We start from the raw sequence: 14,352 nt of genomic DNA on the forward strand, positions 1-14,352 counted from the left end.
TTGTTATCGGCACTCGCTTACCCGTTACCCTAGGGGACGAATATATTCGTCCCGATGAATACGGGCGCTGCATGCAGCGCCCCTACCTTGCCAGGGGAGGAGCCAGCTGGCCGCCTAGCCGTAACTTGAAGGCCATAGGCTATGTTTTAGAAAATGGTGAATGGTGCGATAACCATGAACTTGACGTCTTTCTCGTCCTGGAAGATGTTGCCGTAGCCGCCACCCCAGCTTGGGATGTTGGTGTGGTTGTCATATTGGGTGTAGTGCAGTTTCAGCAGGGTGCCTTTGGCACGACCGTCCTGAATGGTGTACATCGCGTCCAGGCTCCAGGCGCTTTCTTTCAAACGCTGGCTCTGATCGTACATTGGGTTGGTACTCGGCTTCGCATCCCAGGCATAAACATAAGAACCGCCAACCGCCATCCCCGGCAGGTTCCAGTTGCTCAGGTCATACATCACGCCGGCGTAAACCGCTTTTTCGCCGTTGGCGTTGAAGTCAGAACGGTTATCCCACCACACGTCGAGACGCCCGTTGGACGAAGCGTAAGTTGGAGTCATACGCTGCAGGAAGTAACCCTGATTGCCTTCGGCCTTGACCATGGTGCCTTCCAGGCGCCAATTAAACTGCCCTGTGGTGTAGCCAAAAGTCAGCGCCTGCAACCAGGCTAACCCGTCATAGATGCTGTTAGGATCATTCTTGTCGCTAATGCGGTCTTCCGTACCGTAGAACTGATAGCTGGTCGTCAACGGGTTGCCTACCAGATCGAATTTATAAGAGGCTTTGGTGAAGTACTGGTTTACATAGCCCTGGGCCTGACCGAATGCCGCTTCCAGTACAAAGTCGTTTTTAAAGTCATACTTCGCACCAAGCGAATGAAGGTAGGAGACGCCCGTTTTTTTATCGTTCTGGCGGAAGTCGTCCATTTCGATATGCCATGGCGCTTTGTATTTATTGGTCCACATGTAGGAGAAACTCAATGCCCCTGCATCACCGTAGTCAAATTTGGCACCGGCCTCAGCCCCTTGATAGGTGCCCGGCATAAAGCTCCAGTGTGGCGCCAGCAAAGTTTGGCCGGTTGGCTGGATATAACCGGCACGTGCCCAGACGGGGCCATACTTGAATTTACCTGCAGCTTTATACAGGCTGATACCGCCTTTATCGCCGCTGTAATCTTCATCATAGGTACGGTTTTTGGAAGAGAACGCAATTTCGTTCGGGTGGCCGCTGGCACTGGACTCAGCGAGCTCAATGGCGGTAAAGGCGCCTACGTCCAGACCAAACATGTCCCAGGCATAGCCCGAAGCGAAATCCAGGCTCAGGTTGGCCGTCGAATGTGACAGGTTAGTGGTGTATTTATTGTAATCGTCACTGGTCGGATTGAGATCTTTACGGTCGCGTTCACGTTGCCAGTAATACACACCGCCGGTCATCGTGGAATCATCGACAAACCCTGCGGCTTTCGCCTCAGGGGCCATGGCAAACCCTGTTCCCAACAGCGCACCCGCTACTGCGAGCGCCAGCGTTTTACGCTGAGCACCGTGCGTACCCATAATGAAATTCCTCTTTGACTTAACTTTAAAAGTTGCAGCCGCCCGTGTTCACCACTGCCCTGCACGACTGCTAATAAAAAACCCAACCGGGTAAAAAATAATGCTGGCAGAGCTCAAACCCCACAGCACTTATTGCTACAGCTAGACTATTTTTCGCGACGCGAATTATCAAATGAATTATGAGAGAGATTTGTCAAAGTATGACAAAGAGCACATATCGATGAGATTTTGTTACGTAGCTATGCAAAGAGGCTGTCGAATAAAAAATTCAATTAAATCAGAATAAAAAAGGATATCAGGTCAACCAGAGACGATTAATGGTTTCAGCTTAATCAAAAAAGTCAGTCAGGAGAAAAAATGTGAGAGCGCTCTCTAAATGACATTAATTCGCATCGCGAATATATAAGACAATGTTATATTACTAATGATTTTTATCAAGAAATTACTGATATGCCGGGCAGATAAATAAGATTGAGAAAATAAAATGCCCTGCTGGGGCTAAGCGGCAGCGACAGGCATAAAAAAAGCGCAACTCAAGTTGCGCTTTTCGCGTTAATACCGCTTCAGAACTCAGGCGTCAATTTTAGCCCAGGTATCACGCAGGCCAACAGTGCGGTTGAACACCAGGTGCTCGGCCGAAGAGTCGCGGCTGTCAGCACAGAAATAACCTTCACGCTCGAACTGATAGGCTTTTTCAGGCTGTGCTGCTGCCAGGCTTGGCTCTACGAAGCCACGCTTGATAACCAACGACTCAGGGTTGATCGTGGTCAGGAAGTCCTCTGCTGCAGCTGGATTCGGCACATTGAACAAACGATCATACAGGCGGATTTCAGCTGGCAATGCGTGCTCAACGGAAACCCAGTGGATCACACCTTTCACCTTGCGGCCATCGGCAGGATCCTTGCTCAACGTATCGGGGTCATAGCTGCAGAAGATGGTGGTAATCTCACCCTCAGCGTCTTTCTCAACGCGTTCCGCCTTGATCACGTATGCATTACGCAGACGCACTTCTTTACCCAGTACCAGACGCTTGTACTGTTTGTTGGCTTCTTCACGGAAGTCAGCGCGATCAATATAAATCTCACGGCTGAACGGCACTTCACGGCTGCCCATTTCCGGCTTATTCGGGTGGTTAGGCATCGTCACCATTTCCACACCGGTCGTCAAATTCTCGATAACGACCTTCACCGGATCCAGCACGGCCATCGCACGCGGCGCGTTCTCGTTCAGATCTTCACGAATACAGGCCTCAAGCGCCATCATTTCGACGTTGTTATCCTGCTTGGTCACGCCGATACGCTGGCAGAACTCGCGAATTGATGCGGCAGTATAGCCACGGCGACGCAGGCCAGAAACGGTCGGCATACGCGGGTCATCCCAGCCTTCAACGATATTCTCGGTCACCAACTGATTCAGCTTGCGCTTCGACATGATGGCGTACTCAAGATTCAGACGCGAGAACTCGTATTGACGCGGATGACAAGGGATGGTGATGTTATCCAGCACCCAGTCATACAGACGGCGGTTGTCCTGGAACTCCAGCGTACACAGTGAATGGGTGATCCCTTCCAGCGCATCGGAAATGCAGTGGGTGAAATCGTACATCGGATAGATGCACCATTTGTTGCCAGTCTGGTGATGCTCAGCAAATTTGATACGGTACAGCACGGGATCGCGCATCACGATAAACGAGGATGCCATATCAATTTTAGCGCGCAGGCAAGCGGCACCTTCGGCGAACTCGCCGTTGCGCATTTTCTCAAACAGCGCCAGGTTCTCTTCTATGCTGCGGTCACGGTATGGGCTGTCTTTACCCGGCGCGGTCAGGCTACCGCGATATTCACGGATCTGTTCAGGCGACAGTTCATCGACATAAGCCAAGCCTTTACCGATCAGTTCCACCGCATAATGGTGCAGTTGATCGAAGTAATCTGAGGAATAACGGACGTTACCGCTCCACTCAAAGCCCAACCACTCTACATCGTGTTTGATCGACTCAACGAACTCGATGTCTTCTTTTACCGGGTTAGTATCATCGAAACGCAGGTTGCACTGGCCTTGATAATCTTGGGCGATGCCAAAGTTCAGGCAGATGGATTTAGCATGGCCAATATGCAGATAGCCATTTGGCTCTGGTGGGAAACGGGTATGAACAGACGCGTGTTTCCCTGACGCCAGATCTTCATCAATGATCTGACGGATAAAATTGGTTGGGCGGGCTTCAGCCTCACTCATTTCACTATTCCTCAATGCAAAGCGCTACACATAACCGCCTATGTTCCAACAAGCCACGCCCGGAAACAACCGTTTGTTTCACGAAAAATGCGGAGCATTGCACCACAATGGATCGCTGCCCCCCTTTCTGTGGCCTCTTCTTTCTTCGCCACCCATAAAAAAGCGGGAAGAGATTGCTCTCTTCCCGCCAAAGGTAGGGTGCCTTCCGTCATGACTCGTTAAACACCCCGGGCACTACTCAGGTAAAACAGTTTATTTTTGGATCTCAAACAGCTTGGTCTGGCCAGCCACGACAGAGCCGGTTGCCAGCGCCGTCAGACCTGCGTAATCGTCAGAGTTACTGACCACGACAGGACTGATCATCGAACGGGCATTGGCGTTCAGGAATTCCAGATCCAATTCAAGGATTGGCTGACCGGCTTTCACCTCAGCACCCTCTTCAACCAGACGTTTGAAGCCTTGACCGTTCAGTGCAACGGTGTCGATACCCATGTGCACCACAATCTCCGCACCTTTGTCTGTTTCCAGACAGAATGCATGATTGGTGTTGAAGATTTTCACGATGGTGCCGTCAGCCGGTGCCACTACGGTTTTGTCGGTCGGGCGAATCGCTACGCCGTCGCCTACGGCTTTGCTGGCAAAGGCTTCATCAGGAACCTGATCCAACGCCATCACATCACCTGTTACCGGCGCCACCAGCGACTCAAAGGCCACTTTAGGTGCATTAGGCACAGCCTGTGATTTTGCGACATTCACACCGGCAGCCGGTGCGACTTCTGCCGCAGGAACCGGGCCGGTAGCGATGACTGCACGCATACCATCAGCAATGGCTTCAGCTTTAGAGCCCACGATAACCTGAACGGTTTGCTTGTTCAGTTTCACGACGCCTGAAGCCCCCAGGCGCTTACAGCTTGCATCGAGTACTTTTGAAGAATCTTTAACGGTCAGACGTAAACGGGTGATACAGGCATCAATGCCGGTCAGGTTGTCAGACCCCCCGATGGCACCAATGTAGCTGCGAGACAGTGCGCGCAGGCCTTCATCCGTGTTGCTGTTGGCTTCAGGAGCGACGACATCGTCAGACGCATCTTCACGCCCAGGGGTTTTCAAGTTGAACGCACGGATAATGATAGAGAACAGGACGAAGTACACCGCGAAGGCAACCAGACCCATCACAATCAGCATCCAGACGTTCTTACTGGCTGCTGGCAGGTTGTACATCAACACGTAGTCGATCGCGCCGGCAGAGAAGGAGAACCCGGCATGGATGCCCAGCAAGGTAGCAACAAACAGGCTGATGCCGGTCAAAATAGCGTGGACTAAATACAGCAGCGGAGCCAGGAACATGAACAGGAATTCAAGTGGCTCGGTCACACCGGTCAGGAATGCGGTCAGAGCAACGGACAGCAGCATACCGCCGACCATTGGGCGACGCTCTTTAGGTGCCGCGAAATACATGGCCAATGCCGCACCCGGCAGACCAAACATCATGATTGGGAAGAAGCCGGACATGAACATCCCGGCGGTGCCGTCACCCGCGTAGAAGCGGTTGATGTCGCCGTGGAAGATAGTGCCTGCGGCATTGGTGAATTCACCAATCTGGAACCAGGCGATGGTGTTCAATACCTGATGCAAACCGGTTGGGATCAGCAGACGGTTAACGAAACCGAAGATACCGGAACCGATCGCGCCCATGGAAACAATCCATTCACCGCCTGCGTGGATAGCATTTTGAACCGGTGGCCAAATATAACCAAAGATGGCTGCAAGGATTAAACAGAAAAAGCCGGTAGCGATTGGGACGAAACGCTTACCGCCGAAGAAGGAAAGGAACTCTGGCAGTTTGATGCCGGACCAGCGGTTATAGACAGCACCACCCACCAGGCCGGTAATGATACCTGCCAACACACCCATGTTGATTGCTGGGTTAATGGTGACCATCGCCTTGGTCAGGATGAAGTAACCCACCGCGCCCGCCAGTGCAGCTGAGCCGGCATTGTCTTTCGACCAGGTTGCCGCCACACCGATAGCAAAGATCAACGCCAGGTTATCGAAGATTGATCCACCGGCCTGTGCGATGAACGAAATATTGAGTAAATCAGGCTGGCCGAAGCGTAGCAAAAGCGCCGCAACGGGCAGTACTGCGATTGGCAGTTGCAACGACCTGCCCAATCTTTGGAAAAAGCCGAGTATGTTCACCTTAATATTCCCCCTAATGCCCTTTTATGGGCTTTATCATATTTTACGCAAGCGCCATCACACACTGCGATTAACTCTGGACGAGCGACAACAAGTGGAGTGTAAAAAAATTATTTCGTATCGCAAATTAAAACCTCCTTTTTTGTGATTTATATCACCAAAAAGCAGTCTTTACCTGCCACATTGCTAGCCATCACACAAAACTTATTTTATCATTAAAAAAATCATCAAGCCTGACGCTTCACGCGAGAATCATAAAGCTGGGTTACGCTTAGGACTCTTGCACAGGCTCGAACCAGTATAGCTTTAGTTTACTTACCCCAAGAGGTGTTAGATGAGACTTATCCCACTGAAAGATACTGCACAAGTCGGCAAATGGGCCGCCCGCCATATCGTCCAGCGCATCAACGCATTCAAGCCTACTGCGGAGCGTCCGTTTGTGCTCGGCCTGCCAACCGGCGGTACTCCGCTGGAAGCGTACAAACATCTGATTGCGATGCACAAAGCAGGTGAAGTAAGCTTTAAGCATGTGGTGACTTTCAACATGGATGAATACGTTGGCCTGCCGCAGGAACACCCGGAGAGCTATCATACCTTCATGTACCGTAATTTCTTTGATCACGTTGATATCCCAAGTGAAAATATCAACTTGCTGAATGGTAATGCACCGGATGTTGACGCCGAGTGCCGCCAGTACGAAGCAAAAATCAAATCCTACGGCAAAATCAATCTGTTCATGGGCGGCGTCGGCATTGACGGTCATATCGCGTTTAACGAGCCGGCTTCATCCCTGGCATCACGTACTCGCATCAAAACGCTGACTGAAGATACCCGTATCGCCAACTCCCGCTTCTTCGGCGGCGATGTCAGCCTGGTACCGAAGTTTGCACTGACCGTGGGTGTCGGTACGCTGCTCGACGCAGAAGAAGTGATGATTCTGGTGACCGGCCATGCCAAGGCACAAGCTCTGGAAGCCGCTGTGGAAGGCAATATCAACCATATGTGGACCATCAGTTGCCTGCAATTGCATGCCAAAGCGGTTGTGGTGTGCGATGAGCCATCTACCATGGAACTGAAAGTCAAAACCGTTAAATATTTCCGCGAATTAGAAGCGGAAAGCGTTAAGAGTCTTTAATTCTTGCAGGGGGCTACGATGTTCGCTTTAACCCACGGCCGTATTTTCACCGGCCACGACGTACTTGACGACCACGCAGTTATTATCGCTGATGGGCTGATTGAACGAGTCTGCCCGCTGGCTGAGCTGCCGGCCGGCATCGAAACGCGCGATCTGGGTGGCGCTATCCTGGCCCCCGGTTTGATTGACGTGCAGCTTAACGGCTGCGGCGGTGTGCAATTTAACGACTCGCTGGACGCCATTTCGGAAGAGACGCTGGAAATCATGCAGCGTGCCAACGAAAAATCCGGCTGCACCAGCTATCTGCCAACGCTGATCACCAGCAGCGACGAATTTATGAAGCACAGCATCGATGTGATGCGCGCTTATCTGAAAAAACACCCGAATCAGGCACTTGGCCTGCATCTGGAAGGGCCGTACCTTAGCCCGCTGAAAAAAGGCACCCACAACCCCGCGTTCATCCGCAAGCCGACCAGCGAGATGATCGACTATCTGTGTGCTAACGCCGATGTGATCACCAAGGTCACGCTGGCGCCGGAAATGGTAGAGCCGCACTTTATCAAGCAGCTGACCGCCGCCGGCATTGTCGTGTCCGCCGGTCACTCGAATGCGACGTACGAACAGGCCCGCACCGGATTTGCTGCCGGTATCACTTTCGCCACTCACCTGTATAACGCCATGCCGTATATTACCGGGCGTGAACCGGGGCTGATGGGGGCGATCTTCGACACGCCAGAAGTCTATACCGGCATTATCGCCGACGGTCATCATGTCGCTTGGGCGAGTATCCGTAACGCCAAACGCATGAAAGGTGATAAATTGGTGTTGGTCACCGACGCCACCGCCCCGGCGGGGGCCGATATTGACCAATTTATTTTCGCCGGTAAAACAATATACTATCGCGATGGGTTGTGCGTGGACGAAAACGGCACCCTGAGCGGCTCCGCGCTGACCATGATCGACGCCTTGAAGAACAGCGTTGAACACGTCGGTATCGCGTTGGACGAAGCGCTGCGTATGGCAACGCTGTATCCAGCGCGTGCCATCGGCGTGGATCACCGTTTAGGCACGATCGAAGCCGGTAAGGTGGCGAACCTGACCGCATTTACCCGTGATTTTAAGATCACCAAAACGCTCGTTAACGGTAACGAGGTTTAACTAACATATGTACCCAAAATAATTCGAGTCGCAGGTAGGCGGCAACTGAACGAACCTCAATGAGCATACTCGGGTATGTGATTTGAGTGAGTAAAGGCAGCCCCCTGTAACTTGAAGTATGAAGGGTAGACAGAGAGTAAAATTATTGATGAGTACTGGCGGACAAGCACAGATAGGGAATGTTGACTTAGTCAAGCAACTCAACGGCGCGGCGGTTTACCGTCTGATCGACCAACAAGGTCCGATCTCGCGCATTCAAATAGCCGAACTGAGCCAGCTAGCGCCCGCCAGCGTCACTAAAATTACTCGCCAGCTGTTGGAGCGCGGGCTGATCAAAGAAGTCGATCAGCAAGCCTCTACCGGCGGCCGCCGCGCCATTTCCATTGTCTCCGAAACCCGGCATTTCCATACCGTGGCGGTGCGCCTGGGTCGTCACGATGCCACCATCACGCTGTACGACATGAGCGGTAAATCGCTCGGTGAAGAGCACTACCCACTGCCGGAGCGTACCCAGGAGACACTGGAAAATGCGCTGTTCACTGCCATTTCACAGTTTATCGAAAGCTATCAACGCAAGCTGCGCGAGTTAATCGCCATTGCCGTCATCCTGCCCGGCCTGGTTGACCCCGCGCTAGGCGTGGTGCGCTATATGCCGCACATCAGCGTCAATAACTGGGCGCTGGTCGACAACCTACAACAACGTTTTAATGTCACCAGCTTTGTCGGCCATGACATTCGTAGTCTGGCATTAGCTGAGCATTATTTTGGTGCCACCCGCGACTGCGAAGACTCTATTTTGGTGCGTCTGCACCGGGGTACCGGTGCTGGCATTATCGTTAATGGCCAGATCTTCCTGGGTAACAACGGCAACGTCGGTGAAATTGGTCACATTCAAATCGATCCGCTGGGCGAGCGCTGCCACTGTGGTAACTTCGGTTGCCTGGAAACCGTTGCCGCCAACGCCGCGATTGAACACCGCGTTCGTCAATTGCTGACTCAGGGCTACCCAAGCAAACTGACGCTCGACGACTGTAGCATCGCCGCCATTTGCAAAGCCGCTAACCGCGGCGATCTGCTGGCCAGCGAAGTGATTGAGCACGTGGGTCGTTATCTCGGGAAAGCCGTGGCTATTGCCATCAATCTGTTTAATCCGCAGAAAGTGGTGATCGCCGGTGAAATCACCGAAGCGGAAAAAGTGCTGTTGCCGGCAATCCAAAGCTGCATCAATACTCAGGTGCTGAAGGACTTCCGCAAGAACCTGCCGGTAGTCACCTCCGAACTTAATCATCGCTCGGCAATCGGCGCTTTCGCCCTGGCCAAACGGGCGATGCTCAACGGCGTGCTATTGCAGCGATTGCTGGAAAGCTGATCCGCCGCCTCGGGCAGGTGTGCTATCTTCGCGTTTTGCCTGCCGCAAATCATGAGAAACAGCAACAATGACAATCAAAAACGTTATATGTGATATCGACGGCGTGCTGCTACATGACAACACGCCGGTTCCCGGTGCCGATCTTTTCCTGGCGCGTATTCAGGAACAGGGCATGCCGCTGGTCGTTCTGACTAACTATCCGTCACAAACCGCGCAGGATCTGGCGAACCGCTTCTCTGCCGCCGGGCTTGAAGTGCCGGAAAGCGCGTTTTATACCTCAGCCATGGCCACCGCCGATTTTCTGCGCCGCCAAGAAGGCAAAAAGGCCTACGTGGTCGGTGAAGGTGCCCTGATCCACGAACTGTATAAAGCTGGCTTCACCATTACCGATATCAATCCGGACTTTGTGATCGTCGGTGAAACTCGCTCTTATAACTGGGACATGATGCACAAAGCCGCCTACTTCGTGAACAATGGCGCCCGCTTCATTGCCACCAACCCGGACAGCCATGGCCATGGTTTTACACCGGCTTGCGGCGCACTCTGTGCCCCAATTGAAAAGATCACCGGGCGCAAACCCTTTTACGTGGGTAAGCCAAGCCCGTGGATTATCCGCGCCGCGCTGAATAAAATGCAGGGGCATTCGGAAGAAACGGTGATTGTTGGCGACAACCTACGCACCGATATCCTGGCGGGCTTCCAGGCCGGTCTGGAAACCGTCTTGGTCCTGTCTGGCGTTTCGACGCTGAACGATGTCGAAACCATGCCATTCCGCCCGAGCTACATCTTCCCTTCCGTTGCGGATATCAATATTTTCTAATGCCTAAGGTGGCCATTGCGGCCACCTTTATCTCCCCGTCAATTTGAATTAAATTTATTATTGGCAGGAAAAGGTTTCACCCCGCCCTCGTTAAAAACCCGCATTATATATTTACGCCCCGCCAATAAACCCTATTGACGGCAAGTGGAAATACTCTTACCTAAAATAACGAGGTTACTATGAGCTCCGATAATATTATCAATGCACAGGTTGCAGATGCTGCAGCCGCCATGCCGGATATGTCCAATAAAAAAATCATGATGGGCTTTTGGCATAACTGGGCAGCGGGTGCCAGCGACGGTTACCAACAGGGCCAGTTCGCTAATATGAACCTGACCGATATTCCTGCTGAATATAATGTGGTTGCCGTGGCGTTTATGAAGGGCGACGGTATCCCAACCTTCAAGCCCTACAACCTGTCCGATACCGAGTTCCGCCGCCAGGTTGGCGTTCTGAACAGCCAGGGCCGTGCGGTACTGATTTCTCTGGGCGGTGCTGACGCGCATATCGAATTGAAAACCGGCGACGAAGACCGGTTGGCTAATGAAATTATTCGTTTGGTGGAAACCTACGGTTTTGATGGCTTGGACATCGATCTGGAACAAGCCGCCATCGGCGCAGCTAATAATAAGACGGTCTTACCGGCCGCATTGAAAAAAGTAAAAACACATTATGCCGCTGAAGGTAAAAACTTTATTGTCAGCATGGCGCCAGAGTTCCCTTATTTACGTACCAACGGCACTTACCTGGATTATATTACCGCACTCGAAGGTTATTATGATTTCATTGCACCGCAATATTATAACCAGGGTGGTGACGGTATCTGGGTCGATGAAGCCAATGGCGGTAAAGGCGCCTGGATCACTCAAAATAATGACGCCATGAAAGAAGACTTTCTGTATTACCTGACGGAAAGTCTGGTTACTGGCACCCGCGGTTATACCAAAATCCCAGCGTCCAAGTTTGTTATCGGCCTGCCAACCAACAATGACGCCGCTGCTACCGGGTATGTGGTCGACAAGCAAGCTGTCTATAACGCCTTCGCGCGCCTTGATGCCAAAGGTTTGTCGATCAAAGGCCTGATGACCTGGTCGGTTAACTGGGACAACGGCAAGAGCAAGGCCGGCGTGGCCTACAACTGGGAATTCAAAACACGTTACGCCGCGCTCATTCAAGGAGGTGTAACACCACCGCCGGGAAAGCCTGAGGCACCCACGGCGTTGAACGCCAGCGCGATCACCTCAACCTCGCTTACGTTAAACTGGGCTGCGGCTAACAGCGCCAATCCGATAAGCCAATATACGGTTTACCGTAACGGTAACGCGATCGGCCAGACCGGTGGTCTGTCGCTGCAAGACAGCGGCCTGACGGCGGCGACGCAATACAGTTATTTTGTCACCGCCACCGACAACAAAGGCAACACCTCCCTGCCGAGCAGTGCACTGGCAGTGAAAACGGCAGACGGCGGCACACCGCCGGACCCTGGCGTCAATGAGTGGCAAAACAGCCACAGCTACAAGGTCGGTGATGTAGTGACCTACAAAGGAAAGAAATACACCTGCCTGCAAGCACACACCTCTAACGCCGGATGGACACCGGACGCAGCCTTCACACTCTGGCAGCTGACTGCCTGATAGTCCGCAATGAGTTGCCGGTAAAACTTTCCGGCAACTCATCTATTTGTCAAAAAAAATGCATTATCATTAATTATTGACGTCAAAAACTGAACATCCGCTAATAATCACCCTACCCCAAACAACTATTTTCTGGCACTGCGCTAAAACGCTTGCATCCCCTGTTGGTTTTGACGCATTTTCATAAACACAACGCAGCAACACCGCGCCATCATTGATGAGCCGGGACGCTGCCTATAACAGCAAAAACAACATCACAGTCTATAAAAGTCGTTAGGAGAGTCGTTATATGTGTTCTATTTTCGGTGTGCTCGATCTGAAGTCCGATCCCGTTGAACTGCGTAAAAAAGCGCTGGAGCTGTCCCGTCTGATGCGCCACCGCGGGCCGGACTGGTCCGGTGTTTACGCCAGCGATAAAGCCATTCTGGTGCATGAGCGTCTATCGATTGTCGACGTTAACAATGGCGCACAACCGTTGTACAACGCAGCACACACCCACGTTTTGGCCGTTAACGGTGAGATTTACAACCACCAGGCGCTGCGCCAACAACTGAGCGATCGCTATGCGTTCCAGACCGGCTCTGACTGTGAAGTGATCCTGGCGCTGTACCAGGAAAAAGGCACTGACTTCCTCGACGACCTGCAAGGCATGTTCGCCTTTGCACTATACGATTCAGAGAAAGACGCTTACCTGATTGGCCGTGACCATCTGGGTATTATCCCGCTGTATATGGGTCATGATGAATTCGGCAACCTGTATGTCGCCTCTGAAATGAAAGCGCTGGTGCCGGTTTGCCGCACCATTAAAGAATTCCCGGCAGGCAGCTATCTGTGGAGCCAGGACGGTGAGATCCGCGAATACTACCAGCGTGACTGGTTCGATTACGACAATGTCAAAGACAACGTGACAGACGCCAATGCCCTGCGCAACGCGCTGGAGGACTCGGTGAAAAGTCACCTGATGTCTGACGTGCCTTATGGCGTGCTGTTGTCTGGCGGCCTGGACTCTTCCGTCATTTCCGCTATCACCAAAAAATACGCCGCTCGCCGAGTGGAAGATCAAGAGCGCAGCGAAGCCTGGTGGCCGCAGCTGCATTCATTTGCTGTCGGTTTGGAAGGCTCCCCAGACCTGCGCGCCGCGCAGGAAGTGGCGAACCACCTGGGCACCGTGCACCATGAGATTCATTTCACCGTGCAAGAAGGCCTGGATGCCATTCGCGACGTGATTTACCACATCGAAACCTATGACGTGACCACCATTCGTGCCTCGACCCCGATGTACCTGATGTCACGCAAGATTAAAGCGATGGGTATCAAGATGGTGCTGTCTGGCGAGGGAGCAGACGAAGTGTTCGGCGGCTACCTGTACTTCCATAAGGCGCCGGATGCCCGCGAATTCCATGACGAGACCGTACGCAAGCTGCTGGCATTACATATGTTTGACTGTGCTCGCGCGAATAAAGCAATGTCTGCCTGGGGTGTAGAAGCACGCGTGCCCTTCCTGGATAAAAAATTCCTCGACGTGGCGATGCGTATCAACCCGAAAGACAAAATGTGCGGCAATGGCAAAATGGAAAAACATATCCTGCGTGAATGTTTTGAGTCCTATCTGCCCGCCAGCGTGGCCTGGCGCCAGAAAGAGCAGTTCTCCGACGGCGTGGGCTATAGTTGGATCGACACGCTGAAAGAAGTCGCTGCCAAGCAAATTAGCGATCAACAGCTCGAAACCGCACGTTTCCGTTTCCCGTACAACACGCCAGGGTCTAAAGAAGGTTACCTGTACCGCGAAATCTTCGAGGAGCTGTTCCCTCTGCCAAGCGCAGCCGAGTGCGTGCCAGGCGGCCCGTCAGTGGCTTGCTCTTCAGCGAAAGCCATCGAATGGGATGAGTCATTCAAAAAGATGGACGATCCTTCTGGTCGTGCAGTCGGCGTTCACCAGGCTGCCTACAAATAATCGTCCGGCATTTTATTCTTTGGGCGGGCCTTCGGGCCCGCCTTTTTGTTGATGTTTTCAACCATTAATCGGCCGAATTGATGATTTTATCGCCATACTGTTCACAACCCAGACAAACAACACATCAGGTCGCTTTTTTGGGAAAAAACTTGTTGACGCAAAACGGCCATATACGCATAATGCGCCCCGCAACGCCGATGAAGGTTGCGCGAAAAAAGATGGCTACGTAGCTCAGCTGGTTAGAGCACATCACTCATAATGATGGGGTCACAGGTTCAAATCCCGTCGTAGCCACCAT

9 protein-coding genes and 1 tRNA gene are annotated in these 14,352 nt (G+C 52.4%); 7 read left to right on the plus strand and 3 right to left on the minus strand.

What is annotated here, in order from left to right; genetic code table 11:
* Positions 1–146 precede the first annotated feature (146 nt).
* The 3 genes from ACI2J2_RS11960 to nagE form a co-directional block, all read right to left on the minus strand.
* Positions 147–1,550, minus strand: coding sequence for an OprD family outer membrane porin (locus tag ACI2J2_RS11960; protein WP_209636329.1), 1,404 nt, complete (start codon positions 1,548–1,550; stop codon positions 147–149).
* Positions 1,551–2,120: 570 nt separating this feature from the next.
* Positions 2,121–3,785, minus strand: a complete 1,665-nt coding sequence (glnS, locus tag ACI2J2_RS11965; RefSeq protein ID WP_404760162.1) for a glutamine--tRNA ligase — start codon at positions 3,783–3,785, stop codon at positions 2,121–2,123.
* Positions 3,786–4,037: 252 nt separating this feature from the next.
* Positions 4,038–5,984: a PTS N-acetyl glucosamine transporter subunit IIABC gene (nagE, locus tag ACI2J2_RS11970; protein ID WP_404760163.1), complete on the minus strand. Its 1,947-nt coding sequence runs from the start codon at positions 5,982–5,984 to the stop codon at positions 4,038–4,040.
* Positions 5,985–6,318: 334 nt separating this feature from the next.
* Between nagE and nagB the strand changes: the two genes are divergently transcribed.
* The 7 genes from nagB (at position 6,319) to ACI2J2_RS12005 (ending at position 14,351) form a co-directional block, all read left to right on the plus strand.
* Entirely contained in the window at positions 6,319–7,119 is an 801-nt protein-coding gene (gene nagB / locus ACI2J2_RS11975) for a glucosamine-6-phosphate deaminase (protein ID WP_012005664.1), read from the plus strand.
* A gap of 18 nt (positions 7,120–7,137) precedes the next feature.
* Complete coding sequence (gene nagA / locus ACI2J2_RS11980) at positions 7,138–8,277, plus strand: N-acetylglucosamine-6-phosphate deacetylase (protein ID WP_209636335.1); 1,140 nt, start codon at positions 7,138–7,140, stop codon at positions 8,275–8,277.
* A 148-nt stretch (positions 8,278–8,425) separates the two neighbouring features.
* Complete coding sequence (locus ACI2J2_RS11985) at positions 8,426–9,646, plus strand: N-acetylglucosamine repressor (RefSeq protein ID WP_209636337.1); 1,221 nt, start codon at positions 8,426–8,428, stop codon at positions 9,644–9,646.
* A 67-nt stretch (positions 9,647–9,713) separates the two neighbouring features.
* Positions 9,714–10,466 (plus strand): HAD-IIA family hydrolase, encoded by a 753-nt coding sequence (locus ACI2J2_RS11990; protein ID WP_209636339.1) that lies wholly within the window; start codon positions 9,714–9,716, stop codon positions 10,464–10,466.
* A gap of 179 nt (positions 10,467–10,645) precedes the next feature.
* Entirely contained in the window at positions 10,646–12,100 is a 1,455-nt protein-coding gene (locus ACI2J2_RS11995) for a carbohydrate-binding protein (RefSeq protein WP_209636340.1), read from the plus strand.
* 289 nt (positions 12,101–12,389) lie between these two features.
* Positions 12,390–14,054: an asparagine synthase B gene (gene asnB, locus ACI2J2_RS12000; protein WP_209636343.1), complete on the plus strand. Its 1,665-nt coding sequence runs from the start codon at positions 12,390–12,392 to the stop codon at positions 14,052–14,054.
* Between the two features lie 220 nt (positions 14,055–14,274).
* A tRNA-Met gene (locus tag ACI2J2_RS12005) sits at positions 14,275–14,351 on the plus strand.
* Position 14,352 lies beyond the last annotated feature (1 nt).

It is taken from the genome of Serratia sp. NPDC087055, assembly GCF_044900985.1.
Taxonomy (GTDB): Bacteria; Pseudomonadota; Gammaproteobacteria; order Enterobacterales; family Enterobacteriaceae; genus Serratia.

Bases quoted from the DNA above. Each gene is read 5' to 3' on its own strand.
- nagB (WP_012005664.1), top strand. From the start codon at position 6,319: ATGAGACTTATCCCACTGAAAGATACTGCACAAGTCGGCAAATGGGCC.
- ACI2J2_RS11960 (WP_209636329.1), bottom strand. From the start codon at position 1,550: ATGGGTACGCACGGTGCTCAGCGTAAAACGCTGGCGCTCGCAGTAGCG.
- ACI2J2_RS11985 (WP_209636337.1), top strand. From the start codon at position 8,426: ATGAGTACTGGCGGACAAGCACAGATAGGGAATGTTGACTTAGTCAAG.
- nagA (WP_209636335.1), top strand. From the start codon at position 7,138: ATGTTCGCTTTAACCCACGGCCGTATTTTCACCGGCCACGACGTACTT.
- ACI2J2_RS11995 (WP_209636340.1), top strand. From the start codon at position 10,646: ATGAGCTCCGATAATATTATCAATGCACAGGTTGCAGATGCTGCAGCC.
- ACI2J2_RS11990 (WP_209636339.1), top strand. From the start codon at position 9,714: ATGACAATCAAAAACGTTATATGTGATATCGACGGCGTGCTGCTACAT.
- asnB (WP_209636343.1), top strand. From the start codon at position 12,390: ATGTGTTCTATTTTCGGTGTGCTCGATCTGAAGTCCGATCCCGTTGAA.
- glnS (WP_404760162.1), bottom strand. From the start codon at position 3,785: ATGAGTGAGGCTGAAGCCCGCCCAACCAATTTTATCCGTCAGATCATT.